Here is a 26,779-nt window from a genome sequence, read left to right on the forward strand (position 1 = left end):
ATCAGATGGTTGTGCACACGCCCTTACCCAGAGAAGGTATCCCCAACTGGTTAATGTTAGTTGCTAGAGGTAACTAGCAGGTTCAGATTTCGCCAGAGTTCAAAATGACTTCCAGCAAAGTTCCCGCCCTGGCCGCGCGAATCGAGCGCTTTCCGATCGCCGGCAGTTTTACCATCAGCCGGGGCGCCAAGACCGAGGCCGTGACCGTCGTGGCCGAAGTGAGCCGGAACGGCCTCACCGGTCGCGGCGAATGCGTCCCCTATCCCCGCTATGGCGAGACCCCCGAGGCGACCCTTGCCACCATCCAGGCCATGCAGGCGGCCGTCGCCGGCGGCCTGTCGCGAGAAGCCCTGCAGGCCGCCATGCCGCCGGGAGCCGCTCGCAACGCGCTGGATTGCGCCCTGATCGACCTCGAGGCCAAGGCGACCGGCCTGCGGGCCTGGAACCTGCTGGACCGCCCGGTGCCGGGCGAGCGCACCACCGCCTTCACAATTTCGTTGGGCACCCCCGAGGCCATGGCGGCGGCGACCGCCAAGGCGGCGCACCGACCCCTGCTCAAGATCAAGCTCGGCGGCGACGGCGATGCGGAGCGGATCGCGGCGGTTCGGAAGGCCGCCCCCGAATCCGAGCTGATCGTGGATGCCAACGAGGCCTGGACCGAGGCCAATCTGGAGCAGAATCTCGCCGCCTGCGACGCCGTCGGCGTCACCCTGGTCGAGCAGCCGCTGCCGGCCGGGAAGGATGGCGCGCTGGCGCGGATCAAGCGGCCACTCGCGGTCTGCGCTGACGAGAGCGTGCACGACCTCAAATCGCTCGCGCCGCTCCGCGAGCGCTACGACGCCGTGAACATCAAGCTCGACAAGACCGGCGGTCTCACCGAGGCGCTGGCGATGGCCGATGCGGCGCAGGCGCTCGGTTTCGAGATCATGATCGGCTGCATGGTCGCGACCTCGTTGTCGATGGCCCCGGCAATGCTGGTGACGCCGCAGGCGCGCTTCGTCGATCTCGACGGCCCGCTGCTGCTCGCGCGCGATCGCGATCATGGGCTGCGCTACGACGACAGCCTGGTCTATCCGCCTGAGACCTCGCTCTGGGGATGAGCCTTGAGCCGATGCCGCGCGGACCAGATCACCAGCGCGCCGGCCGCGGCCATCGCGGCCATGACGTAGTACAAGCTGTCGCCGATGCGGGCGTAGATCGCACCTGACGCGATCGATGTCGCTGCACCCAGCAGCCCGTTGCACGCGGCGTAATAGCCCTGCCCCCGGGCGATCTGATGCGATGGCACGCGCTGCACCAGAAGGTTCATGGTGCCGACGATGGTCATGCCAAAGGTGAGGCCGTGGCCGAGCTGCACGATCACGAGCAGCGCCAGCGGCGGCTCCTGCGCGGTGACGATCCAGCGCGCCACGGCGCTCACGCCGCCGATCGCGATCAGCGTGGACGGATACAGCGAGAAGCGCGGCGACAGCGCGAAGACGACGATCTCGGCGATCACACCCAGCGTCCAGAGGCCCGCGATCGTCAACCCGCCGAAGCCGTGGAGCTGCCAGTTGATGGCCGAGAACGTGTAATAGGCGACGTGACTGCCCTGGATCAGCGCGGCCGACGCGATGACGGCCCAGAAACCGCCATCGCGCAGCAAGGCCTTGCCGGCATGCGCCTCCGTCGTCCTTCGCCTGACATCGTCGAGCGGCTGCAGCAGCAGGCTGGCGGCGACCGCAACGACGGCCCACGCGACGATGATCCAGATCAGATCGCGCACCGCGATGTGGTCGACGAGATAGCCGCAGGCGAGCGAGCCCGCGGCGAACGCCGCCGAGCCCCACAGCCGTAAGGGTCCGTAATCGAGCCCGTAGCGCACAACGCCGCGCAGCGCATAGGCGTCGGTCAGCGGCGTCGTGGGCGTCCACATCATGCAGGTCAGCGCATAGATCAGGAACAGCGCCAGCGGCTGCTGCTGCAGGCCGACCGCCGTGAACCCGATCGCGGTTGCCAGCACCGACACCATCATGCCGGCGCGAATGGCATGTCGCCTTTCGGCAAGGGCGGTGATCTGCGGCAGCGTGGTGAAGCGCGTGATCGCCGGCAGCGCGTTGATGAGGCCGATCCAGCTTGCGTCGATGCCGATCGCCTTCAGCCAGACCGGAAAGAACGGCAGATGCGTGCCCGACACCGCGAAGACCGCCGAATAGAACAGCGCCAGACTCACGGCGAATCGCCGCTTTACGGCGGCTTGCGTGGGGATTTGTGATTCGCCTGCCATCAAACCAATTGCGATTCGGTCGATATCGTGGTGATCGTTACAGTAACGCGTGGTGATTTGCGCGACGAGATTGTCATGGCCAACGAAGCATTCGCCCTCTCGCCTATGTCTGCCCGTGCGGCCGAGCCGAACGAGCAGGATTACGACGCGATCCGCGAAGCCTTCATGGAGACCGCGCGCGGCCGCTGGTTCCTCGGCGAATATGCCAAGCGCAACCGCAATGCGGATACCCGCATGGTGCTCGATGCGGTCGCGAAAATCGAAGAAACCCTTGCGGCACAGCGACAACCGGTCGTCGAGGATCGCCTGCCCGAGGCGCTGGTCGAGATCCGCCGCGCCATCCGCGAAGCCGAGACGATCGCGATCGCCGCCTTCGATCCCGCGGCGATCGAGGCCAGCCTCGCGCCGATTCCGCGCGGCGTGCGCATCATCAAGGAGATCTCCTGGCGCTGGCGCGAGATCGGCGCCGACGGGCGAATCTGCGATCTCATTGATTCGCAGCTCGCCTCCATCGAGGCGGCTTGCGGACAGCTATCGACCATCGACCCCCGCGTCGAGCTCAAGGCCGCATTCGATCTGCTCAGGGATCGGGTCGAGCAGCTCGATGGTGACGGCGACACAGCGCCGCAAGCGACGGTGCATCCCGCGCCTGCGCCGGTGCAGGAAGCGCCCGTGGCTTTTACGGAGGCGCCGCAGGACATCGCAGCGACTCCGGCGCCTGAAGCAGCGGTCGAGGCCGGCACCGCCGAAGCACGCGCCGTTGGCCAGGAGGCATTGGACGTCGCGACCGAGCCGGAGCTCGTCGCCGGCAATCAGGTCGAACCCGAAGAGGAGATCGCAGAGGCCGCCGTGTTCGCCGAGGTGACTGACGGGGTTTCGCTCGATGCCGCCGCGGAAGCCGAGGACGAAGCCATCCTCGAGGCCATCGCGCTGGAAATGGCCGCGCCCGATCCGGAGTTCGACGAGATCACCGAACCGGTCGAGCTGGCAGCGGCCATTCCGGCGCCGATGGTCGCGGAGGTCGCAGCCCCCATCGCCGCAGAGCTTCCGGAGCCGGTCGCAGCCGAGCCGGCCGCCACCGCAGTCGCGGAGGAGCCCGCCGAAGACGCGCCGATCGCGATGGACTCGCTCGCGCGCCTGACCGACGCCATCGCGGAGGCCGCCGCCGAAGTGATGGAGCAGCCGGCCCCGGCCATGGCGGCCGCCGCGACATTCGGTGCGGCGCCGACCGCGACGCTTCCGATGCCCTCGCCCTTGTCCACCTCCTTGCCCGAGCCCTCGCTCGGCGCCACCATCCTCGCCAGCGGCATCCTGCAAAAGCCCCGCGCGGCGGCCAACGACCCCATGGCGCCAATCCGCCGCATGACCCAGGCCGAGAAGATCGCGTTCTTCTCGTAAAGGGAAGCACGCTCTACATCGTCATTGCGAGCGCAGCGAAGCAATCCAGACTGCCTCAGCAGAAAGACTCTGGATTGCTTCGCTCCGCTCGCAATGACGTCCACGAGAGCCCGGTTATCGCGACCATGTCCACCGCAGACACCCTCACCCTCTGGCGCCCTGTGGGCCCGAAGGAGCTGGAGCTGATCGAGCAATCCGGCATGCGTGCGTTTCCGCCGCGCCTGCGTGATCAGCCGATCTTCTATCCGGTGCTGACCGAGGACTACGCCGTCAAGATCGCGCGCGACTGGAATGTGCCGGCGAGCGGCTCGGGCTTCGTGACGCGCTTTGCGGTCAAGCGCAGCTTCATCGCGAAGTACGACGTGCAAGAAGCCGGCGGGCGCTCACATCTGGAGTACTGGATTCCGGCCGAAGACCTTGATGCGTTCAACGCCGCGATCGTCGGCATGATCGAAATCGTCCACAGCTTCCCTTAATCGCAGCGCGCGCTCACCCGCAATTCCACACCGCGCCGATCGGGGTCCGCGTCCAGCACGGCCCGAAGCTGCCGCCATTGTAGCGGCCGCCGCCGAAGCCGGGCCGGCCGAAATAGCGCCATTCGCCATCCCAGCCGTAATATTGGGGCACCGGGTCGATGTACCAATGGCGGCGGTCGCTGCGCGACATGCGCCGCATCGCCTCCTTCTGCTTGTAGAGCGGAATGCTGTTGCTCAGCGGCTGGCGATAGCCCGGCAGGAAGCCGTAACCATGCCAGACCGGCTTGGGGCGTTTTTGAGATGACGCAGCAGACGCGATGGCGGGCAGCAGCGACAGGGCGACAGCAATGGATAGACACATAAGGCGCGACATGCATCGACCATAGACAGTCGCTTGCGAGAAGGCCATTCAAATCCGGGTGCGAGACTTTTCGCCGCCTCGATCAATATCCCCCACACGCAGCCATGCCGGCTTTCGCGGAATCGTTACGCGTCGGCACGCGGCGATCGGGCGGCCGGACCGATTCGATGACGTCCCCCGGCTGATCACGCCCATCCGAAATGCGGGAAGCCCGACCATCGTGCAATAATTGATCCGACCTTTCAGCAGTCCGTTGCTGTACTGTCTGCTTCGCTATTCGGGGTGCCCTGTCGGAAGGAGCACACATGTCCACGGCGATCTCGACGCTCGGCGGGGTAGGTCTCTTCCTGCTCGGCATGACCGTGATGACGGAGGGCCTGAAGACGCTGGCCGGCTCCGCGCTACGCACTGTGCTCGGCAACGCTGCGTCAACGCCGCTGCTTGGCTCGTTTTGGGGGGCCGTGGTCACGCTGCTGGTGCAGTCCTCCAGCGCAACGACCATGACGACGATCGGTCTCGTCAGCGCCGGCCTCTTGACCTTCCAGCAAGGGTTGAGCCTCGTCTTCGGCGCGAATATCGGCACCACCGGGACCGGCTGGCTGGTCGCGCTGATCGGCGTCCGCGTCTCGCTCACGGCCGCGGCGCTGCCGATGATCTTCGTCGGCGCGCTGACCAAGCTTCTCGGCAGGGGACGAATCTCCGGGGTCGGCGCCGCGCTCGCCGGCTTCGGACTTGTGCTGTTCGGCTTGACGACCCTGCAGCAGGGCATGGGCGGCCTGGCTGAACGATTGCACCCGGCGGACCTGCCCGCAGTCCTCGGCAGTCCCGGGGTGTCATGGTGGTCGGGCCTCTTCGGCGTGCTGGCGCTGGTCGTGATCGGATTGGTCATGACAGCGCTGATGCAATCGTCGACGGCCGCGATCGCGGTGACCCTGTCCGCCTATTTCGCGAGCGCGATCGGGTTGGACCAGGCCTGCGCCCTGATCATCGGCCAGAACATCGGAACAGCGACGAGTTCCGCCCTGGCCGCGATCGGCGCGAGCCCGACCGCGAAGCGGCTGGCCATCGCCTACGTTCTTTTCAAGCTGATTGCCGCACTCATCGCGTTGGTGGCTTTTCCCATAGTAACGCCCTTGCTGCTGCACGCCTCCGACACGATCGACGGCGTCACGCTGCTGGCCGGCTACCACACGGCCTTCAACGTCGTCGGCGTCGCGGTCCTGCTGCCCCTGATCAATCCGTTCACGCGACTGGTCGAACGGATTCTGCCCGAGCGCGGCTCGCCGCTGACGCGATGTCTCGATCCTTCGGCGCTTGAGACCCCGATCGTGGCGGTGGAAGCGGTACGGCGCACGATCGCGCGCGTGCTCTTGACGGTGTGCAGTTCGGTCGAGGCGAAACTGGACGGCCGCGCTGGATCGATACGCCTGGGGAAGGACGCTGTATCCGTAGAGGAGGCGGCCGATGCCGTGCGCCAGGCGCAAATATTCCTGTCGGATGTGGCTGGACCGCCTGAGACCGACGACGAGCAACAGCGTCTGACGAGCACGCTGCACGCCCTCGACCACGCGTCCCGGCTGACGGACCTCGCAAGTGGAGGAAACAATTTCGCTTCGGTGGCAAGCGGACCGGAGGACATCCGCGCCCGAGAGCTATGTGCCGAGATCATGCGAAGCGCGGCTGCGATTGCGCGCGGCGTGGCGGCGCCGCCCCGCGTCGACGGATCGCCGCACTCCGTACCCACCTCGCGCGCCGGCGACGCCATGGCCGGTCCGCGCGCCGACCCGCCCGACGAGGCGATCGCCGAACTCGAGCGTTGTACGACACAGCTCGCCGAAATGCTGCGCGCCCATCGCAGTGCGACGCTCGGTGCGGTGGCCAATGGAACCCTGACCGCCGACGCCGCCCTGCTTCGTGTCGAGGCGGTGCGAAACCTCGAAGCCCTGTCGCAGCACGCCTGGCGCTCGGCGGCTCATCTGATGGGGCGGGGCTAGCGCGGAGATATGTTCAAACAGCAGCCTGAAGCGCGATGACCGTTCAGATCACGCCCTTCCTGATCAGGAAGCATGTCGCCGACCTGCGCCACACCAAAGCTCAAAGCCGCCGCGCGATAGAACAAAAGCACGGTCTTCGCGGGCCGAACCGGCGCGGCCGATCATCGGCCGTTCACCATAGCGGGTTCCAAACGTGATTCAGATCACGCAGCTCACCATGGTGTTTGCGAGCACGGGCCACGGGCTCGAACGCGACCAAGCTTCCTCGCAACCAACCTCGCATCGAGATGAGTGCCAGAGGAGCACGCCATGTTCCGCCTAAAGCCTTTCCTGATGACGGCTAGCCTCGTGGGAAGCCTGTTCAGCTTCGCCTGCGGCCCTGCTTCCGCGCAGGTCGCCCCGGTCCAGCCTGCCCCGACCGCGCTGCAAGGCCCGGAACAGCGCGTGGCGCTGGTGATCGGCAATTCCAACTACAAGAACGCGCCACAGCTCCAAAACCCCGACAATGACGCGGAGTCGATGGCGCAGTTCCTGAACTCCGCCGGCTTCGAGGTGGTTGCCGCGACCGACCTGACCCAGAACGACATGCTCCGCGTCGTCCAGGACTTTTCCGCCAAGGTTTCCGCGCGGGGTCCGAACACTGTCGCCATCGTCTACTACGCCGGTCACGGTGTGCAGCTCGCCGGCGAGAACTATCTCGTTCCCGTGGACGCGAAGGTTTCGAACCCCACCGAGCTCGTGAGCAACTCGGTGCGCCTGGTCGACGTGATGTCGACGCTGGAGACGATCCCGAGCCGCATGCGCATCGTCATCCTCGATGCCTGCCGCAACAATCCGTTCCCTGATGTCAACGACGCCGGCCGCGGCTTGGCCATCGTCGATGCGCCGAACGGCTCGATCGTCGGCTATTCGACCGCGCCGGGCGCGGAAGCACAGGACGGCACCAACGGCCACAGCCCCTACACCCAGGCCTTCCTCAACGCCGCACGCGAACCCAACGTGCCGATCGAGCAGCTGTTCAAGCGCGTGCGTCTGGAAGTGAACCAGACCACCAGCGGCGCGCAGATCCCGTGGGAAAGCTCGTCGCTGACCTCGGACTTCACCTTCTTCGGTGACACCGCTGTCGCCGCCAACCGCGCGCCGGTGAGCGCGCCGGTCGTGCAGATGGCCTCCAACCTGCCGAGCCGCTCGACGCGCCAGGCCTATGATTACGTCGTGTCCGAGGGACGTCCGGAGTACTATGAGGAGTTCATCCAGATGTACCCGCACGACCCGCTGTGCGACCACATCCGCTGGCTGCTCAACAACCTGCTGATCACGCAGGCCTGGCACAAGGCGGTGCTCGCGAACTCCCCGCTCGGCTACAAGAGCTTCTATGACAGCTACGGCAACAGCCCCTATGCGCAATCCGCGCTGAAGCTGCAGGCCCAGCCGAAGCTGATCCCGCTGATGCAGGCGACCAAGTTCCTGGCACCGCAGAACGTTGCCCCGACCTTCAAGGTCGGCAATCTCGGCCAGCCCAAATACATGCCGCTGATGCAGCAGGGCAATGGCGGCGCGCAAGTGAACGGCAACCTGCCGGTCGTGCAGAAGCCGGTCGACAGCAACGTCCTCGGCAAGCTCGGCAATGGCGGCCAGATCGTCAACCTGCCCTCGGGCAACAATCAGCCGAACGGCATGCCATCGCAGACCCCGGGCAAGATCGTCACCCTGCCTGCACCGACCAACACGACCAATACCAATGGCAGCACCGGCAAGATCGTGACGCTGCCCGCGACCAACAATACGCCGAACGGCGGCAGCAACAATAGCGGCACGACCAAAGGCACTTCTGGCAAGATCGTGAGCATGCCGGTGAATGTCGGCAAGGGTGGCACGACCGTCGATACGAAGCCGGTCGTTCAGACGCAGAACAACGCGATCCGCGTCAACAACGGCAACACCGGCATCGTGAAGCTCAACAACAACCCGGTGAACAAAGTGCAGGTCCAGAACAACCAGCAGAACAACCGCCCGCAGTTCAATGCGACCAACCGTGTGGTCAACAACGGCGGCAACAGCAACAACTTCCGGCAGTCGATGAACCAGGCGCCCTCCATGGGCGGCGGCAACAATCACCGCGGCATCATGCGCTGATCGCCACAAGCGAAACGACAAAGGGGCAGAGCGGCAACGCTCTGCCCCTTCCTCATGTTAGAAGGTCCGAAACCTAGGCCACCAGCTCGGCAAACAGATCCGCATCCACATTGCCGCCGGAGAGGACGATGACGACGTTCTTGCCGGCGACGTCGAGACGTCCCGCAAGCAGCGCGGCAAGGCCCACCGCACCGCCCGGCTCGACCACCAGCTTCAACTCGCGATAGGCAAACGCCACGGCCGCGCCGACTTCCTTGTCGGATGCAGTTACGCCGCGCGCCAAGAGCTTGCTGTTGATCGCAAAGGTCATCTCGCCGGGGATCAGCGCCATCAGCGCATCGCAGATGGTGCGGCCCGCAGGCCCATGCGGCTCGCGGTGGCCGGCGGTCAGCGAAATGCCGTGATCGTCGAACGCCTCGGGTTCGGCCACCACGATCTCGGCTCGTGGATAGCGCGCCTTCACGGCCGTGGCGACGCCCGCGATCAGGCCGCCGCCGGAGGCCGGCGCCACCACGATGTCGGGACTGAGGCCGAGCGCAGCCATGTCCTCCGCGATCTCGCGACCTGCAGTGCCCTGCCCCGCGATCACGAACGGGTCGTCATAGGGCCTGACCAGCGTAGCGCCGCGCTTCTCGGCGATGCCGCGCGAGATCGCCTCGCGGTCGTCGCGATCGCGATCGTACAGCACGACCTCGGCGCCGTAGGATTTGGTGCGCTCGCGCTTCGACAGCGGCGCATCCGCAGGCATCACGATGGTCGCCTGCATGTCGAGGATCTTGGCCGCGGCCGCCACGCCCTGGGCGTGGTTGCCGGACGAGAATGCGACGACGCCGCCGGCGCGCTTGTCCTGCGGGATCGAGGCGACCTTGTTGAAGGCGCCGCGGAACTTGAAGGAGCCGGTGCGCTGGAGCATCTCCGGCTTCAGGAAGACCTTCGCGCCGACGCGCTCGTTGAGCACGGGAAAAGACAACAGCGGGGTGCGGATGGCGAAGGGCGCGATCACGCGCGCTGCTGCTTCGATATCGGCAGGGCCGATCGGGAGGAGCTGTTCGGTCATGCCCAATGTTATCGCGCCGGACGAGGCGCGGGGCAAGACACCTCCGCGCGATGAACCTTGGTTTTCAGGCTACGAAACTAACCGGCTCGGCCCCATTCCTGCCTGGAAGCACCGCGCCAACCGCCTTGATGCTGTCCACAAACGCCCTCGCCGAGGCTTCCCAGGTGTAATTGGCAGCGAATTCGACGCAGTCCTGACGGGACACGTCGAGCGCGGCGAAGCAGGCATTGCGAAGATCGTGATCGAGGGCGCCGACCGGTGCATCGCCGATCACGTCGCGGGGGCCCTTCACCGGGAAGGCCGCGACCGGCAGGCCGCTGGCGAGCGCCTCCAGCAGGACCAGGCCGAACGTGTCGGTCTTGCTGGGGAACACGAACACGTCGGCCGCCGCATAGATTGCCGCCAGCGCCTCGCCGTGCTTCTCGCCCAGGAAGATCGCATCCGGATAGGCTTCTTCCAGCGCGCCCCGCGCCGGGCCGTCGCCGACGATCACCTTGGTGCCGGGCAGATCGAGATCGAGAAACGCCTCGAGGTTTTTCTCCACCGCGACCCGGCCGACCGAGAGAAACACCGGCGCCGGCAGGCAGAGGTCGATCCCGCGGGGGTGGAACAGGCTGGTGTCGACGCCGCGCGGCCACAGCACGACGTTGTCGAAGCCGCGTTCGCCAAGCTCGCGGGCGAGCGCCGGCGTTGCCGCCATCACGGCGCGGCTGGGCGCGTGAAATCGGCGCAGCGCCCGCCAGATCAGGGATTCCGGAACCGGCACGCGGGCGCGGACATATTCGGGAAAGCGGGTGTGGAAGCTGGACGTGAACGGCAGCTTGCGCTGGCGGCAGTAGCGGCGGACCATCAGGCCGATCGGCCCCTCCGTCGCAATGTGGATGCTGTCGGGGCGCGCCTCCTCGATCAGCTTCGCGATTCGCGCCGGGCGCGGCATGGCGAGCCGCACGTCGCGGTAGCTCGGCATCGCGAAGGTGCGGAACGATTGCGGCGTCAGGAACGTGAACTCGACGCCGAGCGCGTTGGCGGCGTCTGCGAGCTTGGTCAGCGTCCGAACCACACCGTTGACTTGCGGGTGCCAGGCGTCGGTCGCGACCAGGATGCGCATCAAGCGGCCTCTGTTATGCAGCTCTGGCTGCGACCTGCGGGACTTGTGCCGGCTTCCGCGCCTGATCCGCCCAGGTGATGATCTCGAAATGACCGTCGTCATGCTCGACCAGCGCCGTGCAGCTCTCGACCCAGTCGCCGCAATTAATGTAGCGGATGCCGGCCTCGTCGCGGATCACGGCATAGTGGATGTGGCCGCAGATCACGCCGTCGGCGTCGTGACGCCGCGCCTCGGCGGCGAGCGCCTGCTCGAACGCGCCGATATAGTTGACGGCATTCTTGACCTTCTGCTTGGCCCATTGCGACAACGACCAATAGGGCACCTTGAACATGCGCCGGAAGAAGTTGACGAAGCGATTCATCTGGATCGCGAAGTCGTAGGCCTTGTCGCCGAGATGGGCGAGCCAGCGCGCGTTCTGCACCACGAGATCGAAGATGTCGCCGTGGATGACGAGATAGCGCTTGCCGTCGACGCCGGTGTGGACGGTGTTCTCGACGACGTCGATGCCGCCGAAATGCGTGCCGTAATAGTTGCGCAGGAACTCGTCGTGATTGCCGGGAATGTAGATGACCTTGGCGCCCTTGCGCGCCTTGCGCAGCAGCTTCTGGACCAGGTCGTTATGCGATTGCGGCCAGTGCCAGCTCGATTTCAGCGCCCAGCCGTCGACGATATCGCCGACGAGATAGATCGTATCGGCATCGTGGTAGCGCAGGAAGTCGAGCAGCAGGTCGGCTTGAGAACCGCGGGCTCCGAGATGAACGTCGGAGATGAACAAAGTGCGAAAGCGCCGCTCCGGGCTCTCGTCACTCACATCGTAACTTCCCATGCGCCAGCCTGTAACAAATGTCCCGTGACAGGGGGATGACAGATTGAACCCTTGAGGCACCCTCGAATACGAATCAGACCTTGCCTCGCCCTCCCCGCGAATATCAGTCGCATGCGACAATCAGGCGACATGGCGCCGCAGCGGCCTCCGCAAGACCCTGGAACCGATGGCTGAACAGGTTAACGGCAGCGGTCTTGCGCGCCGCCGGCGGTGCGCCCGCGGCCCGGATCAGTAAAATTTGTGGAAATGATGGATCGGCCCGTGGCCGTGGCCGACGCTGAAGCGGTCGGCGGCCGCGATCGCTGCGCTGATCCAGGCCTTGGCGTTCCGCACGGCCCGCTCCAGATCCTCGCCCCTGGCAAGCCCGGCCGCGACGGCCGAGGATAGCGAGCACCCCGTGCCGTGGGTGTTGCGGGTGGCGACGCGCGGCGCCGCAAGCGCGATCGTGTTCTCGGCCTCGACGAGATAGTCGGTGCTTTCGGCGCCCTCGCCGTGCCCGCCCTTGATCAGAACCGCGCGGCAGCCCAGCGCCAGCAGCCGGCGCCCCTGGCTCTCGATCTCGGCCTCGCGTGTCGCGACGGGCTCGTCGAGCAGAGCCGCGGCCTCGGGCAGATTAGGCGTGATCACCGACGCCAGCGGCATCAGTTTCTTGCGCAGGGCTTCCACCGCCTCCGCGGCGAGCAGGCGATCGCCGGAGGTTGCGACCATCACGGGATCGAGCACGATGTGGCGAGGCTTCCAGCGCGACAGCGCCTCCGCGATCGCATCGATGCTGGCGGCCTGCGCCACCATGCCGATCTTCACCGCACCGACCTCGAGATCGGAAAACACGGCATCGATCTGCGCGGTGACGAAGTCGGCTGGCACCGCGTGGATGCCGGTGACGCCGCGCGTGTTCTGCGCGGTCAGGGCCGTGATGGCGGAGGCGCCATAGACGCCGAGCGCCGCAAAGGTCTTCAGGTCGGCCTGGATGCCGGCGCCGCCGCTCGAATCGGAGCCGGCGATGGTGAGCGCCACGGGCGTCGTCATGGGGCGATTTTCCGCGTTTTTGAGGCCATCGCCCGTCCTAGCGCGCACCCCGGCGGCCCGCAAGTTCGCTTGCTAAATCCGGCCGGTTTTGGCCTATTAGAGCGTTTTCGAGCGAAGTGGATACCGGTTCGCGTGAAGAAAACGCGTCAAAACTAGAATCTAGAGCCCCGTTCCGATTTCATCGGAACGGAAATGGCTCTAGCCGCCAGATATGCTTCGGAGTGACTGCAATGGTTCCCTTTTTCGTCCAGATCAAATGCAAACTCGGCCAGTCCTACACGGTCGCCAACGCGCTTGCCGAAGCCGAGATCGCCTCCGAGATCTACTCCACGGCCGGCCATTACGATTTGCTGGTGAAGTTCTACGTCGACAAGGACACCGACATCGGCCACTTCATCAACGAGAAGGTGCAGGTGCTGCCGGGCATCCAGGACACCCTCACCATCATCACCTTCAAGGCGTTTGGGACGAGTTAGGGCGTGCACTGACAGAGGGCCGGATCGGAAGTGCGCTTCCGAGACAGCGCGGCGGACCAATTGTGCTCAAAGTGAGTTCTTCGGATTTTGACCATCGCATACACCCTCCAGCGCTCGCCCGCTCTCGCGCTGGCAAGAACGCGCGTCATCGACGACGGCCGCGTCGGCATCGCGCCAATGTCCGGTCAAAAAACGGATAGTCTCCAAGTGGTTGGGGCCTTTGCATCGTAGCCCACGCGCTTAGGTCGGCAGAGGAACAGTTCGGGGGCCCGATCGCGTGCACTTATGCCGCGCGCAAAGTGTGAGAAATTTCATTGAACATACAACCCTGGAATGCTCTTTTCGCACGGATCGTGAGCGCCAGGGGCCGGCAATGCCCAAAGGACCGCTTGTTTCGATAACAGTTGCTGTCTGGGTGCTTTGCACGGGCGGCTTAGCCTGGGCAGTTCACCCAGCACCGATAGACCCCGCTGCCATCCTCCGGAACCAAGTCGACAAGATTGGTCCGGGGTCAGTCGTCTTTAATCCTGCGACGGAAATGACGGTCGGCTATCACGAGCCAATATCCGTCCAGCCGCTCCAACGTCATGGCGTGGCTCAAACTGAACAGATCGAGGTTGGCAGCTTCAAGCAGGCTCGCCTGTTCGGTGAAGGATTCACGGCAACAACGAGTAGCCATGACGCGCAAGCCGAGTGGCTTTATGCTGAGCTTCCAGCGAAGTCGGGCGACCAGACCGGTGCGCCGCGCGACGAAATGTATCTCTTCGTTTCGCGAGTTCTGGGCAGCACGGAGGAAGTCTGGCAGGCAATCTTCGCATCCGATCGCCTGACTTATCGGCCACCCCGTCTCGTCCTGTACACAAACGCCACCCAGGCAGCCTGCGGATTAGCCGAGAAAATCATGGGACCATTCTATTGTCCTGGTGATCAGAAAGTCTACCTCGACCTTTCGTTCTTCCAAGAGATGCAGGCTGAACTTCACGCCTGCGATTCGAGCGGCGCCGACTGTCAACTTCCTCAGGCCTATGTGATAGCCCACGAAATCGGACACCACGTTCAGAACTTGCTGGGAATTATGCCAAGAGTGCGCGAGCTTCAAGGGAGCATGGAAACGGAGGCGGAGAGAAACCGGTTACAAGTTCTTCTCGAGTTGCAGGCCGATTGTCTCGCCGGCATTTGGGCGCGTAAAATTAAGGAGAAAGCGAAGCTCAACGCGAGCGACATAGCAGCGGCAATTCGAACGACAGAAGCACTAGGCAACGACACCCTGCAGAAAAGTACCTTGGGGTACGTAGTGCCTGACTCGTTCACTCATGGCAGCGCTGCGCAGCGCCATCATTGGTTCGATGTCGGTTACGCCACTGGATTGGTGAAGAGCTGCAACACCTTTGCTGGAGCGCGGCAATGAGGCCCGCCGCTCCCAACTCTCAACAGCCGATGTCCGACGACGACTGCATACTACCGAGCGGGGCCGCTGGGGGAGCCCCCACTGGACCAAGAGAAACTCCGCGACGAACGCCTGCTCGGTCTCTTGCATTTTCATTTGAGGGGAGTGCCGTGCCCCAGCATTGGTTAAAATACTTGGCTGTTTGGTCAATTGCTTTCGCAACGAGCTTCGGGAGCAGCTACGCGCAACCGATCGTCGCCGAGCGAGACGTCCTTCAGATTTGCGAAGCGTTCTCGCGGAAGGCCCCAGAGCGAATGCCGGCAATTGTTCAGCCGGAAGCTGCCAAAAATTTCGTTGGGCGATACGCTCGCTTTTCGGACCGGCTACGAGGCTGCCTATCGGCATCGGAGCGCGAGCGCGAGCCAAATAGCGTGACCTTTTTGATTCAGAACACACAGTATGAGAGTTACTGGAAGTTCCTCACTGATTCCAACTCAGTTCAACGGATTTCTATCGAGAGGTTTAGGCCCGTCACGCTGGCAGACGATGAGCCATGGCGCGCGCCTTTTGATGTGACAGCAGCCCCGATCAGGCCAACGATTAGACCCGGCGGCACCAAAATAGACCCGGATATCCAAGGCGGCGCGATTCAGAAGGGGAATCAAAGTACAGCGCAAGACTCCAGAATCGACACACGTATCGTTGAATTTTTCTATGCAACGAACCGCAAACAGTCGGACACTCCCCCCGATGTCGAAGGCGATCCCCAGCCCGCATTCACAAGCGATGGACCTCCTGTCTACAGCTTAAACGGCTGGACTGCCGTCAGCGGCTACACAGGCGAGCGCAACCCTGATCTGAGTGTCGGGATCGTTCGCGTCCGGGTGCCTGAAGGACACCACGTCGGAAACATAGAATTGCCCCCGAGCCTTAAGCTCTTCGGATTTGAATTGAGAAGAGACACACTTGACCCAACGAAGCATTTTACTATTCGCAGCATCGAGAAAACAGACGAAGCGAAATGGATAAGAACGCTGGCGTCAACGAAGAAGAAAAAGGCTCTCGTGTTTGTCCATGGCTTCAATACCAAATTCCGCGACGCCGTCCTCCGGGCAGCGCAGATAACTTGGGATCTTCAATTCAGAGGCACCACAATCTTATTCTCATGGCCGTCTCGCGGGGATATCGCGGACTATCTCTATGACAAAGAAAGCGCGTTAGGTTCGCGCACGGCCTTTCTTCGCGTGATCGACGATCTTTACAAAGCCGGATATGACAACATCGATGTGATCGCTCACAGTATGGGGAACTTGGTCGCGGTTGAGGCCCTATCAAATAGCGCAGCGACACGATCGCCCACGGCTATCGCGCAGTTGATTATGGTGGCCCCCGATGTGGACCGAGACATGTTTGTTCAAGACATTTCCGGCGTTGCAAAGGTCACCAAGGGGCTTACACTTTACGCATCCAAGAACGACAAGGCATTGCAGCTATCGAAGCGTATTGCCGGAGGTATCCCGCGCGCAGGAGATGTACCTGATGCCGGGCCAGTTGTTTTACCCGGACTTTGGACGATTGACGTCAGTCTGATTGGAGATGAACTGTTCGGACTAAATCACAACACGTTCGCCACAACACGAAATGTGCTTAACGACCTTGCGATACTACTTATGGAAGGCAAGCCTCCACCACGGCTAGTTGAAATCCGGGGCTTTCCTGAGCCTCCCCAAAAAGCCGCATACTTCCGCTACATACCCTAGACTAGCTCGCTTCCTTGCGTTTCGGCCGCGGCGGCCCGTCTACTGGCGGCAGCGATTTGATGTAATCCGCCATGGCCGCGAGATCCTCGTCCGGCAATTGCGAGGTGTTCTTGATCACGCGCGTCATCGCGCCGCCGACGCTGTCGCCGTCGGGCAATTCGCCGGTCTTGAGGAAATAGGCAATATCCTTCGCGCTCCACTCGCCGAGACGCTTCTGTGTGATGTTGGGCACCCAGCCCTCGCCTTCCGGATTGGGCCCGCCGGCAAAGCGTTCTCCGGAGATGATGCCGCCAAGCGCGTTGCGCGGGCTGTGGCATTCGGCGCAATGACCGAAACTGTTGACGAGATAGGCGCCGCGATTCCATTGCGGCGACTTCGTGCCGTCGGCGACGAAGGGCTTTCCGTCCATAAACAGGAATTTCCAGATGCCGATGTTGCGCCGGATGTCGAACGGAAAGCGCACGTCGTGGTCACGCACCTTGCCTGCGACGGGCGACAGCGTCTTCAGATAGGCGAAGAGGTCGAGCACATCCTCGCGCCTGGCGTGCTGATAGGATGTGTAGGGAAACGCCGGAAAATAATGCTGTCCGTCCGGCGAGACCCCGTGCATGACCGCGTTGACGAAATCGGCGTCGGTCCATTTGCCGATGCCGTAGGTCGGATCGGAGGAGATGTTCGGCGCGTAGAACGTTCCGAACGGCGACTTGATCGCGACGCCGCCGCCGAGCCTGGTGCGATCGGGCTGGTCGGGGACGGCATGGCAGGACGCGCATCCGCCGGCGTTGAACATCACCTCGCCATTGGCGAGATTGGGGACATGGGCAGGCGTTGTGGCGGCACCGGCCGCCACCACCGGCGCGCTGAGCCACCAATAGACGCCCGCGGCAGCGACCGCGGCAAGCAGCGCCACGACAATTGTTCGTTGCAACATGCAGATCCATTCATTGCTTGCCGCGAACTTATGACCGATGTCCGCGCGGCTCCAGCCACGAAGAATTTAGCCCGCCCCGGCCGGATACGGGAATAAACTGAAACGGCCAATGTTGGAAGGTTGGCAGGCCAACGAGGTCTCAGGGAGAATGTCATGAACAAGACCGTCATCGCCATGGTCGCGCTGGGCGCCGCAGCTTTTGCAGCCCCCGCCGGCGCCGAAAAGCTGAAAGCAACGCTCGACGGCAAGTCCGAGGTGCCCGCGACCACCACCAGCGGCACCGGAACCGCCGACCTGGACTATGATGCCGCCAGCAAGAAGTTGTCCTGGAAGGTCACCTATTCCGGCCTGTCCGGCCCGGCAACGGCCGCCCACTTCCACGGGCCGGCCGAGGCCGGCAAGAACGCCGGCGTCGCGGTCGCGATCCCGAATGCGTCCTCGAGCCCGGTCGAGGGCTCGGCGACGCTGACCGATGCGCAAGCTGCTGACCTGCTCGCCGGCAAGCTCTACGTCAACATCCACACCGCGGCCAATCCGGGCGGCGAGATCCGCGGCCAGGTGACGAAGTAACCTCAAGGCTGCTTCGTACGCGAAGGCCGGGCGCCGGAGGGAGCGTCCGGCCTTTTCGATTCCGCACGCCGCGAGGTGGCCGCGCACGCTCATTCCGGCATGCCGGCAACCCGGAGCGCTTGCGTCAGCTTTTCGGCATCTTGCGGTCGACGCATTCGCGATGTGTAGTTGGCGATGCGCTTGTTGGGAGATAGCTTGATCGCGTCGGCGCAAATCCGCCGCGCTTCCTCGACCTGGCCTAATGCTGCGTGACATGCTGCCAGAATGAATTGCGCAGGCGGAAAGATTGGGATCAGACTGACGGCTGACGCAGCACAGGACAAGGCGTCCTCATTGCGACCGGCGAGGAAATAAGCGTAAGCCAGACCCGTCTGGGCGTTGCAGCTCCCATGCGGATGGAGCGGGTTCAGACGCAATGCAATACTGAACTGCTCGACTGCGGCGTCACCGCGGCCAAGCCAGAGCTGGCCCCATCCGCTCCAATGCCGTGCGATGACGAGGTTTGGGTCCAGCTTTATCGCTCGCGTCAGGTGAGATTCGCCCTCCTCGACTTCACCGAGGACCTGGGCGAGAGCATGTCCGGCCATGGCAAGTACCGATGGATCATTCCTGTCAAGTTCAACCGCTCGTCTCGCCAGCCGCGCGGCTTCACTGCGTTCATGGGCTTCATCAGTGATCCAGTCGAAAACATTCCTCAGGACATAGCAACGGGCGCCGAGCGCGTATGCACGCGCGAATTCGGGATCGATCTCGCGGGCAGTTTTTGCGAGCTCGATAGCCTCGATGCTTGCTTCCGCGGTGAATTTGAAGAAGGAGGCAAATGCCCGAAGATAATAGTCGTAAGCCTGAAGGTTGTCGGTCGGCTGGCGTCGGGCGCGCTCGATTTCGGCGCGCTCCAGCTGCGGGGAGATTGCGCCGATCACGCTGCTCGTCAGCCGATCCTGCAGGTCGAAAAGATCTTCGATCTCGCTGTCAAACCGGTCTGTCCAGAGATTCAGGCCGGTCGCCGCGTCGATCAACTGGCCCGCAATTCGGACCCGATTGCCGGCCTTGCGCACACTGCCTTCGAGCACGTAGCGAACGCCCAGCTCCTGACCGATCTGTTTGACGTCGATCGCCCTGCCCTTGTAGGCCAGAGTCGAATGTCGCGCGATGACGAAAAGAGACTTCGAACGCGACAGTCCCGAAATGATCTCCTCGACCATACCGTCGGCAAAATAGTCCTGCTCCGGATCCGGGCACAGGTTGGCGAATGGAAGGACCGCGATCGAGGGTTTGTCGGGAAGCGAGAGCGCTGGTTTCGGCGTCTCGGCTCCGCCGTCGGCGGCCGCGGCGCCCTCGGCGGCAAGCGTTTCCCGGACCTGCCCCACGAAGCGGAAGCCTCTGCGTGGCAGTGTTCTTATCAGCCGCTGCTCTTCGCCAGAATCCCCGATCGCGCATCGCGCACTGTTGAGGCGGGTCGTCACCGCAGCATCGGACACGCAGCGCCCCTGCCAAACGGCATCGATGAGTTCATCCTTGCCTACGACGCGCTCCCGGTTGCGGATCAGGTAATCCAGGAGATCGAACACCTTTGGCGTGACTGAGATCCGATCCGCTCCGCGATGCAGCTCTCGCCGACCGGCGTCGAATGCATACTCCTCAAAGAGATAGCGCACGGTGCGAATCCCTTGGGTGAGCCCTCCGGGGCGACCGGGGTGAGCTTTTTGGCCCGCTGGACGTCGCAAGAATAAGCTGCCGGTAGGAAAAATGTAAGCTGTCGGTCAAGCACGCGCGTTGGTCTTCGGGCACCTTCTGGGGGTGAAAAGCACCCTCCGAGGGCACTGCAATGACCCTGATCCAAGGTACAATATGGCCGGAACGGGCGTCCATGTCGTCCCGGCATCTCCGCAGCCTGATCCGGAAATACTGGGATGTCTTTCAGGCACGTCGCGATCGCCGGAGATTGCGCGGCACGTTGTCTGGCTTGAGTGACCGGGAGTTGATGGACATCGGCACGACACGCGGCGAGATCGACTACGTTGCCTCCAACTGCGATCTCGACCCACGAGACATCGTGCGCCATTCGCGCGGGGCGGCACGGCCGACCTCATTGCGTTGATTGAGCGCGCCCCGGCAATGTCGGGTCTGCGCCTTCAGGCCGCATTCAGCGCCTGTGCGAGGTCGGCGATCAGGTCCGTCGGGTTTTCGATGCCGATCGACAGGCGGATCGTGGAATCGAGGACGCCGATTTTCCGGCGGATGTCGGCGGGAACGCCGGAATGGGTCATGGTTGCAGGCAGGCTCGCAAGCGACTCCGTTCCGCCAAGACTCACCGCCAGCTTGAGGATTTGCAGCGCGTTGAGGAATTTCACCGCCGCGTCCTTGCCGCCGACGATGTCGAACGAGAAGGTGGAGCCCGCTCCCAGGCATTGCCGCGCGAATACCATTCCGGCCGGCGAAGCCTCTTCGAGATGGCCGAGATAGTGGACCTTGGCCACCTTGGGGTGATCGCGCAAATAGTCCGCCACGAGGCGCGCGTTGCTGTCGGCCTTCTCCATGCGCAGGCTCAGCGTCTCGAGCGAGCGGTTGATCATCCAGCAGGAATGCGGATCGAGCTGGGTGCCGATGGCGCCCCTGAGCGCCTTGATGCCCTTCACGATCGCTTTCGCGCCGAGCGCGGCACCCGCTATCAGGTCCGAATGACCGCCGACATATTTCGTGAGCGAGTACAGGGAAATGTCCGCACCATGCTCGATCGGCCGCTGAAACACGGGTCCGAGCAGCGTATTGTCGCAGGCGATGATTGGAATGTGTCCCTGGGTCTTTCCGATGGCTTCGGCGACCCGGCGCATCATCGCCACGTCGACCAGCCCGTTGGTCGGGTTGGCCGGAGTTTCGATCAGAATCATCGAGACCCGGCCTTTGCGCATGGCCTCCTCCGAGGCCTGGCTGACCGCCGCTTCATCAACGCCATCGGCGAAGCCGACGGCGCCGATCGACAGACGCGCAAGCGTGTTCGTCAGCAGGGTTTCCGTCCCGCCATAGAGCGGCTGCGAGTGCAGAATGACGTCGCCGGGGCGGACGAACGCCAGGATCGTGGTTGCGATGGCCGCCATGCCGGATGAGAACAGCGCACAGCTCTCGGTGCGCTCGTAGATCGCGAGCCTGTCCTCGACGATTTCGCTGTTGGGGTGGTTGAAGCGCGAATAGACCAGCCCCGCGCCCATCCCTTCCGGCGGCTCGCGCCGGCCGGCGACGAAATCGAAGAAGTCCTGCCCGTCGTCGGCCGTCTTGAACACGAAGGTGGAGGTCAGGAACACCGGCGGCTTGATGGCGCCTTCCGACAATTGCGGATCATAGCCATAGGTCAGCATGAGCGTTTCCGGATGCAGCATATGGTTGCCGATGTGCGTCTTCGACGGGAACGGTTTGACCATGGCCTGTCTCGCTGTTTGGATTCAGATTCTCGCCACGTATTGGAACTCCGCGATGCGCCTGCATCCGACTCGTCAACGTCGCAGCGACTGCGGTTGAAGATAAGCTCATACGCGGCGCCCCGACAGCGATCAGCCAGGCCTCGCAGACAAATTTTGCCTTTTGGTGTGGTTCGACGAAGCGAAGTCAGGGTAACCGAGGCACCTCAACACAATGGTCCGGGGCTCCCCGCTGCGGCCCTACCTTTGGCGGGCCGCCCGCAAACATCCCCGATTCCGTCCATCCATTTTCGTGTTGCCGCCACAAACAGCACTCACGAAGGCGTGACCGCGTATGGGGAGAAAAAAAGTGCGCGCAAGACCATGGAAAGTCGTGGGGGCCAAACATCACCACTCAAGGGTCGAGCAACTTCAGCTCGATCTGGCGGCGATCAACCGGTGCATACACGTGCTGGAAAAGGCTGACGTCGATCCTCAGGACATTGAGGTACTGACCGTTCATGCGCTGACGCTCGCCGAACAGATCGATGAGTTGCGCTGGTTGAACCCAGCCAAGGCTTTAGGGTGGTTACTCGAAAAAGAGACTCGCAAGCCTGCCGCTCGAAAAGCTTCGGGAGCCGGCTGAGCGATACGCTCGCCTTCGTCAACCGAGGCGCCCGCACACAACGCAAAAAGGGCTGATGCCGTGCGCATCCGCCCTCACTTTTTGCCGGCTCCGCGTTCAGCTGTTCTTCACACGAAAGGTCTCGTGGCAGCCGCCGCATTCCTTGCCGACCGCGGGAAACGTCGCCTTGAGCGAATCGAGATCCTTGATCTTGCCCCTGGCCTCGCCGACGACCTTGGCGAAGCTTGCGATCTTGGCGTCGAAGCCGGCCTTGTCCTCCCAGATCTTCGGCGAGGCGCTGTAGTCGCCCTCGGGCTTCTGGCCCTTTGCGCTCGCCGGGAACAGGTTCGGCAGCTTCTTGGCCGTATCCGCGAACTGCGCAAGCGCGCTGTCCACCGTGGCCTGGTCGTAGGGCTTCTCGCCCTTGACGATCGCCGCGACCGCGCCGGCGTTCTTGCCGTTGCCCTTCATGAGGGCCTGGACCTCCTTGACGGAGTCCTGCTGCGCCCAAACCGCGCCCATGCCGAGCAGCAGCGCGCCCCCAACAACCAACACTCGCTTCATTCGCAAAATCCCTTTCTCCGAGACAGGATCGTGCTGACCCCACATTGGGCCAACACCGTTTGGCAGAGTTCATTCCATCCAAAGCGCGGCGATAGATCGTCGCACTTTGGACTATTTGGTCGAACTCGAGCTTAGAGGCTGTGACGGCGGTGGTGCTCGTTGATGGCGATCCACACCCGCTCCGGGGTGGCCGGCATGTCGATGTGGTCGATCTTGTATTCGCGCCAGAGCCCGTCGACGATGGCGTTGACGACGGCCGGACAGGAGCCGATCGCGCCGGCCTCGCCCGCCCCCTTCACGCCCAGCGGATTGGTCGTGCAGGGAACGTTGCTGGTCTCGAACACGAAGGCCGGACCATCCGCCGCGCGCGGCAGCGCGTAGTCCATGAAGGTCGCGGTGATCAGTTGCCCGTCAGTGGCGCCGTAGACCACCTGCTCCATCAGCGCCTGGCCGATGCCCTGCATGGCGCCGCCATGCACCTGGCCCGCCAAAAGCAGCGGATTGAGCGTCTTGCCGAAATCGTCGACGATCACGTAGTTGACGATCTTGATGATGCCGGTCGCCGGATCGATCTCGACTTCCGCCAGATGCGTGCCGTTCGGATAGGTGCCGTCGGCGCTGGCAAAGGTCGCGCTGCCGTTAAGCTTCGATGGATCGGCGCTCCCGCGCTTGGCGAGATCGGCGAACGACATCGAACGGTCGGTGCCGGCAATCCGCACCACGCCGTCGGAGAGCTCGAGGTCGCCGGCACTGGCTTCCAGCGCCTGCGCCGCGATCTCCTTCAGCTTTTGCCCGAGCTCGCGCGTGGCGCGCTCGACGCTGACGCCGCCTGACGGGATCGAGGCCGAGCCGCCGGTGCCGAGCCCCGTGGCGATCTCGTCGGTGTCGCCCTGGCGCACGTGCACGCGCTCCGGGGGCAGGCCGAACTGCTCGGCGACGATCTGCGCATAAGCCGTCTGATGACCCTGCCCGCTCGACTGCGTGCCGATCAGAACGGTGACGTCACCGTTGGGATCGAGCCGCACATTGGCGGTCTCCTCGCCCATCACGCCGCAGATCTCGACATAGCTCGCCAGGCCAATGCCGCGGATCAGGCCATTCTTCTTGGCCGCCTTGGCGCGCTTGGGAAACTCCTTCCACTCGCCGATCTCCATCGCGCGCTTGAGATGCGCGGCAAAATCGCCGGAATCATAGACCTTGCCCGTGGCCGTCTTGTAGGGCAGCGCCTTCGGCGGAATGAAGTTCTTGCGGCGGATGGCGTCCGGCGTCATGTCGAGTTTTCGCGCACACGCGTCCACCAGGCGTTCGATCACGTAGGCCGCCTCGGGTCGGCCCGCGCCGCGATAGGCATCGACCGGCACGCTGTTGGTGAAGATGGTGCGCACCCGGCAGTGGAAGGCCTGGATATCGTAGAGGCCCGGCAGCATGCCGGCGCCGCCATGCGGAATGTAGGGGCCGAACGTCGACAGATACGCGCCCATGTCGCCCATCAGGTCGCAATCCATCGCGAGGAATTTGCCGTCCTCGGCCAGCGCCATCTTGGCGGTGGTGACGTTGTCGCGGCCCTGCGCGTCGCCCATGAAGTGCTCGGTGCGGTCGGCCGCCCATTTCACCGCTTTCTTGAGCTGCCGCGCGGCGACCGCCATCAGGGCGTATTCGCGGTATGGAAACAGCTTGGTGCCGAAACCGCCGCCGACGTCGGGGCAGATCACCCGCATCTTCTCCGTGGGGATATTCAGCACGTTCTGGCAGAGGATGTCGCGCAGGCGGTGGCTGCCCTGGCTGCCGACGGTCAGCGTCAGATGATCGCGCTTGGCGTCGTATTCGCAAACGGCCGCGCGCGCCTCCATGAAGCTCGCGACCACGCGCGGATTGACGATGGAGATCTCGGCCACCGCATGCGCTTTCGCAAAGGCAGCTTCGGTCGCCGCCTTGTCGCCGATCGAGACGTCGAACAGCACGTTGCCGGCCTTGTCCGGCCAGACCTGCGGCGCGCCCTTCTTGACCGCGTTGACGACGCCGGTCACCGCCGGCAGCGGGCTCCATTTGACCTCGATCGCCTCGATCGCGTCGCGGGCCTGGTCGATGGTCTCGGCGACCACGAAGGCGATGGAATCGCCGACATGGCGCACCTCGTCCTTGGCGAGGATCGGATAAGGCGGGCCGGTGAACGGATCGGTCTCGAGGTTGAACAGGCAGGGCAGATTGCCGAGGTCCTTGACGTCATCGGCGGTCAGGATCAGCGCAACGCCCGGCAGCGTACGGGCCCGGCTCGCATCGATGGTGTATTTGGCATGCGCGTGCGGCGAGCGCAGCATCAGGCAGCGAAGCGCGGCCTGCGGCGCATAATCGTCGGTATAGCGGCCCTTGCCGCGGATGAGCGCGTCATCCTCCTTGCGCAGCACGCTTTGGCCAACGCCGAACTTGATGGGAGCCGCCATTTTCTTATCCCGTCCTCATGGTTATTTTGCGGGCATATTGCCGTGGAAAAAGTGGCAAGGCAAACGGCTTTAGGCATGCACAGGCCGCGAAGACTCGCCCGGTGCCTCGCGTGACAGAGCGGGATGCGACGAAAACGCCGCAGCCCGGTCATTTCCCTGTGAAGAACGGTCCGGTTGATGGCACGATAGTTGCCGAACTCGTCCCGCGGTGCACTCCCAAGAAGACGTAGTCGTGCTGACTGCCGCTTGTTCGCAAAGCGCATCTCCGCTTCTGACGGTTGATTACCTATATCACGCCCCGCCTCCAAAGATCCGTGGCGCGATCTCTCAGCGTATCGATAGCGCGCTCGGGCGTGATGTAGTCGACCTCGCCGCGCGTCAGGCCGATATCCATCAGCTCGCTGTCACTCAAGTCCTCCAAGGAGACGCGTGGGCTCTGGCGCCGCTCCTGAAACGCACGCCAGTATCGCTTGATCAGTCTCAAGACGATGGAGAGGTCGAGGCGAAGCCTCACGGCATCGCGCTCAATCCCGGATGAGATGTTCGTCTGTTGAGGTGGCATCGGATGCTCCTGCTGTTGTGCCGGCAGGGAGCGTGGCCAAACAAAAGGCCCCGTCCGATGCCGGCGGGGCCTGGTGGAAAAGATGTCGTCGTCGAATTTCTAGCGCGCGACTCCTTCCACGGCCCAGCCGAAGCGGGTCATGTGGTTGCGGTTGAAGTGGCGCGACGATTTGATCATGCGGCGCCAATACCACGGCAATCGCACGAAATCAAGGGATGTACGGAGGGTCGCTGCATCCTGGGGGCGAGCCCACTCCGGGCGCATTCGTCTTCGACGCCGTCGCAACATCCTCGCAGCGTTGCGTTCGGGACCAACTCGATCGACTGGAACGTAGCGGTACGCCGCAATCATAAGCTCGGGATCGGTCAAGGCGCCGCAAGCGACGACAATGTCGCCGCCTGCTCTTCCAGGGCTAGGTCAAGGAGCGAGGTGTGCCTTGATCTCCGCCGACATCTGCCGAATCGCGGCCTGGGGCTCGGGGTCGCTCTGGATGCCGTTCAGCAGGACGAAGTCGTGGATCATCCCGTTGTAGCGGGTCGCAATCACGGACACGCCGGCCTCCTTGAGCTTGCGCGCGTAAGCCTCGCCTTCGTCGCGCAGCGGATCGTTCTCTGCGGTGATGACAAGAGCCGGGGGAAGCCCCTTCAATTGCTGCAGGCTGGCGCGCAGCGGCGAGACGTAGGGGTTGTTGCGCGCCGCCGCGTCCGGCGCGTACAGATCCCAGCCGTATTTCATGAAGGCGCGGGCGAGAAATCGTCCCGTGCCATATTCGTGATAGGATGCGGTATCGACGCTGGCGTCGGTCGCCGGGATCATCATGACCTGATAGCTGATCTTGGGGCCGCCGCGGTCTTTGGCCATCAGCGACAATGCCGCAGTCATGTTGCCGCCAACCGAATTGCCCGCCACCGCGATTCGGCTACCGTCCGCGCCGAACTCTTCGGCGTGGCTCGCCACCCATTTCAGCACGGCATAGGACTGGTCGAGCTGCGTGGGGAAGCGCGCCTTTGGCAGGGACGTGTACTCAACGAAAACACCGATCTGGCCGGAGCCGACCACCAGGTCGCGCAACAGACGCTGATGGTTCTGGAAATTCCCGACGATCCAGACACCGCCGTGAATGAACAGCAGCACGCCGGGCTTTCCGGTCACGTGCTCGGGCTTCATGATGTATATTTTCACGGACTGACCATCCTGGGTGATGGTCTGCTCGGTCGTGTTCACCCCCGACATGTCGACTGCCGTCTTGTTCTGAAGCTCCGTCAGGATGTCCTGCGGCTTGGGCTGCGGGAGCTCCCAGAACGGGCTCGGATCCTTGTTGATCTCGCGCAGGAAGGCGCGAACCTGGGGATCGATCCGGGGGTCGGTCCCGGCGTCCGGGGCCGCATCGGCGGCTTGGGTCATGAGGATTGCTCCG

24 protein-coding genes are annotated in these 26,779 nt (G+C 63.6%); 11 read left to right on the forward strand and 13 right to left on the reverse strand.

The annotated features are described in order from the left end of the window. The first annotated feature begins 104 nt into the window (after nucleotides 1-104). The gene (dgcA, locus tag AB7008_RS33725; RefSeq protein WP_304490571.1) at nucleotides 105-1,100 is read left to right on the forward strand and encodes an N-acetyl-D-Glu racemase DgcA; all 996 of its coding nucleotides are present in this window, start codon (nucleotides 105-107) and stop codon (nucleotides 1,098-1,100) included. Here the strand turns inward: dgcA and AB7008_RS33730 are convergent. Beyond that, nucleotides 1,070-2,266, reverse strand: a complete 1,197-nt coding sequence (locus AB7008_RS33730) for an MFS transporter (protein WP_212496268.1) — start codon at nucleotides 2,264-2,266, stop codon at nucleotides 1,070-1,072. The two genes, dgcA and AB7008_RS33730, sit on opposite strands and share 31 nt — an antisense overlap. Before the next feature lie 75 nt (nucleotides 2,267-2,341). Here AB7008_RS33730 and AB7008_RS33735 point away from each other — a divergent pair, with 75 nt between their 5' ends. Continuing rightward, nucleotides 2,342-3,664 carry a hypothetical protein gene (locus tag AB7008_RS33735; protein WP_304490572.1) on the forward strand — a complete coding sequence of 441 codons (1,323 nt, stop codon included), beginning with the start codon at nucleotides 2,342-2,344 and terminating at the stop codon, nucleotides 3,662-3,664. A 125-nt stretch (nucleotides 3,665-3,789) separates the two neighbouring features. Then, nucleotides 3,790-4,140 carry an ADP-ribosylation/crystallin J1 gene (locus AB7008_RS33740; protein ID WP_304490573.1) on the forward strand — a complete coding sequence of 117 codons (351 nt, stop codon included), beginning with the start codon at nucleotides 3,790-3,792 and terminating at the stop codon, nucleotides 4,138-4,140. Between the two features lie 13 nt (nucleotides 4,141-4,153). Here AB7008_RS33740 and AB7008_RS33745 read toward each other — a convergent pair whose 3' ends face one another. Further along, the gene (locus tag AB7008_RS33745; protein ID WP_441260186.1) at nucleotides 4,154-4,513 is read right to left on the reverse strand and encodes a hypothetical protein; all 360 of its coding nucleotides are present in this window, start codon (nucleotides 4,511-4,513) and stop codon (nucleotides 4,154-4,156) included. A gap of 293 nt (nucleotides 4,514-4,806) precedes the next feature. Here AB7008_RS33745 and AB7008_RS33750 point away from each other — a divergent pair, with 293 nt between their 5' ends. Both AB7008_RS33750 and AB7008_RS33755 read left to right on the forward strand, forming a co-directional pair. Further along, a complete protein-coding gene (locus tag AB7008_RS33750) occupies nucleotides 4,807-6,495 on the forward strand; it encodes a Na/Pi cotransporter family protein (RefSeq protein ID WP_212496271.1) in 1,689 nt (562 codons plus the stop codon). Nucleotides 6,496-6,804: 309 nt separating this feature from the next. Beyond that, nucleotides 6,805-8,631, forward strand: a complete 1,827-nt coding sequence (locus AB7008_RS33755) for a caspase family protein (protein WP_441260187.1) — start codon at nucleotides 6,805-6,807, stop codon at nucleotides 8,629-8,631. Between the two features lie 73 nt (nucleotides 8,632-8,704). On the opposite strand, the gene AB7008_RS33760 is transcribed toward AB7008_RS33755, so the two are convergent. The 4 genes from AB7008_RS33760 to thiD form a co-directional block, all read right to left on the reverse strand. Then, nucleotides 8,705-9,688, reverse strand: coding sequence for a threonine/serine dehydratase (locus tag AB7008_RS33760; protein ID WP_248878778.1), 984 nt, complete (start codon nucleotides 9,686-9,688; stop codon nucleotides 8,705-8,707). 64 nt (nucleotides 9,689-9,752) lie between these two features. Then, nucleotides 9,753-10,796: a glycosyltransferase family 4 protein gene (locus AB7008_RS33765; protein ID WP_248878779.1), complete on the reverse strand. Its 1,044-nt coding sequence runs from the start codon at nucleotides 10,794-10,796 to the stop codon at nucleotides 9,753-9,755. 13 nt (nucleotides 10,797-10,809) lie between these two features. Beyond that, nucleotides 10,810-11,622, reverse strand: coding sequence for a UDP-2,3-diacylglucosamine diphosphatase (locus AB7008_RS33770; RefSeq protein WP_441260188.1), 813 nt, complete (start codon nucleotides 11,620-11,622; stop codon nucleotides 10,810-10,812). 228 nt (nucleotides 11,623-11,850) lie between these two features. Then, nucleotides 11,851-12,651, reverse strand: a complete 801-nt coding sequence (gene thiD, locus AB7008_RS33775) for a bifunctional hydroxymethylpyrimidine kinase/phosphomethylpyrimidine kinase (protein ID WP_028159778.1) — start codon at nucleotides 12,649-12,651, stop codon at nucleotides 11,851-11,853. A gap of 230 nt (nucleotides 12,652-12,881) precedes the next feature. On the opposite strand from thiD, the gene AB7008_RS33780 reads away from it, so the two are divergent. The 3 genes from AB7008_RS33780 to AB7008_RS33790 all read left to right on the forward strand — a co-directional run bounded on the left by AB7008_RS33780 (nucleotide 12,882) and on the right by AB7008_RS33790 (nucleotide 16,274). Continuing rightward, a complete protein-coding gene (locus AB7008_RS33780; RefSeq protein ID WP_027560402.1) occupies nucleotides 12,882-13,127 on the forward strand; it encodes an Lrp/AsnC ligand binding domain-containing protein in 246 nt (81 codons plus the stop codon). A 538-nt stretch (nucleotides 13,128-13,665) separates the two neighbouring features. Further along, nucleotides 13,666-14,535, forward strand: coding sequence for a KPN_02809 family neutral zinc metallopeptidase (gene ypfJ, locus AB7008_RS33785; protein ID WP_441260189.1), 870 nt, complete (start codon nucleotides 13,666-13,668; stop codon nucleotides 14,533-14,535). A gap of 149 nt (nucleotides 14,536-14,684) precedes the next feature. Beyond that, on the forward strand, nucleotides 14,685-16,274 hold the full coding sequence (locus AB7008_RS33790) for an alpha/beta hydrolase (protein ID WP_441260190.1): 1,590 nt from the start codon (nucleotides 14,685-14,687) through the stop codon (nucleotides 16,272-16,274). Between the two features lies 1 nt (nucleotide 16,275). Here the strand turns inward: AB7008_RS33790 and AB7008_RS33795 are convergent, their stop codons facing one another. Beyond that, complete coding sequence (locus AB7008_RS33795) at nucleotides 16,276-17,205, reverse strand: c-type cytochrome (protein WP_441260191.1); 930 nt, start codon at nucleotides 17,203-17,205, stop codon at nucleotides 16,276-16,278. Between the two features lie 153 nt (nucleotides 17,206-17,358). Here AB7008_RS33795 and AB7008_RS33800 point away from each other — a divergent pair, with 153 nt between their 5' ends. Then, nucleotides 17,359-17,775: a CHRD domain-containing protein gene (locus AB7008_RS33800; protein ID WP_038933787.1), complete on the forward strand. Its 417-nt coding sequence runs from the start codon at nucleotides 17,359-17,361 to the stop codon at nucleotides 17,773-17,775. A gap of 89 nt (nucleotides 17,776-17,864) precedes the next feature. On the opposite strand, the gene AB7008_RS33805 is transcribed toward AB7008_RS33800, so the two are convergent. Then, on the reverse strand, nucleotides 17,865-19,433 hold the full coding sequence (locus tag AB7008_RS33805; RefSeq protein ID WP_441260192.1) for a winged helix-turn-helix domain-containing tetratricopeptide repeat protein: 1,569 nt from the start codon (nucleotides 19,431-19,433) through the stop codon (nucleotides 17,865-17,867). A 170-nt stretch (nucleotides 19,434-19,603) separates the two neighbouring features. Here AB7008_RS33805 and AB7008_RS33810 point away from each other — a divergent pair, with 170 nt between their 5' ends. Then, nucleotides 19,604-19,876 carry a DUF1127 domain-containing protein gene (locus AB7008_RS33810; RefSeq protein WP_304490582.1) on the forward strand — a complete coding sequence of 91 codons (273 nt, stop codon included), beginning with the start codon at nucleotides 19,604-19,606 and terminating at the stop codon, nucleotides 19,874-19,876. A 34-nt stretch (nucleotides 19,877-19,910) separates the two neighbouring features. Here AB7008_RS33810 and AB7008_RS33815 read toward each other — a convergent pair whose 3' ends face one another. Then, nucleotides 19,911-21,194: a cystathionine gamma-synthase family protein gene (locus AB7008_RS33815; protein WP_304490583.1), complete on the reverse strand. Its 1,284-nt coding sequence runs from the start codon at nucleotides 21,192-21,194 to the stop codon at nucleotides 19,911-19,913. Nucleotides 21,195-21,540: 346 nt separating this feature from the next. Here AB7008_RS33815 and AB7008_RS33820 point away from each other — a divergent pair, with 346 nt between their 5' ends. Continuing rightward, a complete protein-coding gene (locus AB7008_RS33820) occupies nucleotides 21,541-21,816 on the forward strand; it encodes a hypothetical protein (protein WP_212496280.1) in 276 nt (91 codons plus the stop codon). A 96-nt stretch (nucleotides 21,817-21,912) separates the two neighbouring features. On the opposite strand, the gene AB7008_RS33825 is transcribed toward AB7008_RS33820, so the two are convergent. From AB7008_RS33825 to AB7008_RS33840, 4 genes are all read right to left on the reverse strand, one after another. Continuing rightward, nucleotides 21,913-22,359: a c-type cytochrome gene (locus AB7008_RS33825; protein ID WP_014493924.1), complete on the reverse strand. Its 447-nt coding sequence runs from the start codon at nucleotides 22,357-22,359 to the stop codon at nucleotides 21,913-21,915. Between the two features lie 131 nt (nucleotides 22,360-22,490). Beyond that, nucleotides 22,491-24,800 (reverse strand): xanthine dehydrogenase family protein molybdopterin-binding subunit, encoded by a 2,310-nt coding sequence (locus AB7008_RS33830; RefSeq protein WP_028159787.1) that lies wholly within the window; start codon nucleotides 24,798-24,800, stop codon nucleotides 22,491-22,493. A gap of 286 nt (nucleotides 24,801-25,086) precedes the next feature. Continuing rightward, complete coding sequence (locus AB7008_RS33835; protein WP_028159788.1) at nucleotides 25,087-25,362, reverse strand: hypothetical protein; 276 nt, start codon at nucleotides 25,360-25,362, stop codon at nucleotides 25,087-25,089. A 417-nt stretch (nucleotides 25,363-25,779) separates the two neighbouring features. Next, entirely contained in the window at nucleotides 25,780-26,766 is a 987-nt protein-coding gene (locus AB7008_RS33840; RefSeq protein ID WP_248878793.1) for an alpha/beta hydrolase, read from the reverse strand. Nucleotides 26,767-26,779 lie beyond the last annotated feature (13 nt).

This window comes from Bradyrhizobium sp. 521_C7_N1_3, assembly GCF_052075975.1.
GTDB lineage: Bacteria > Pseudomonadota > Alphaproteobacteria > Rhizobiales > Xanthobacteraceae > Bradyrhizobium > Bradyrhizobium japonicum.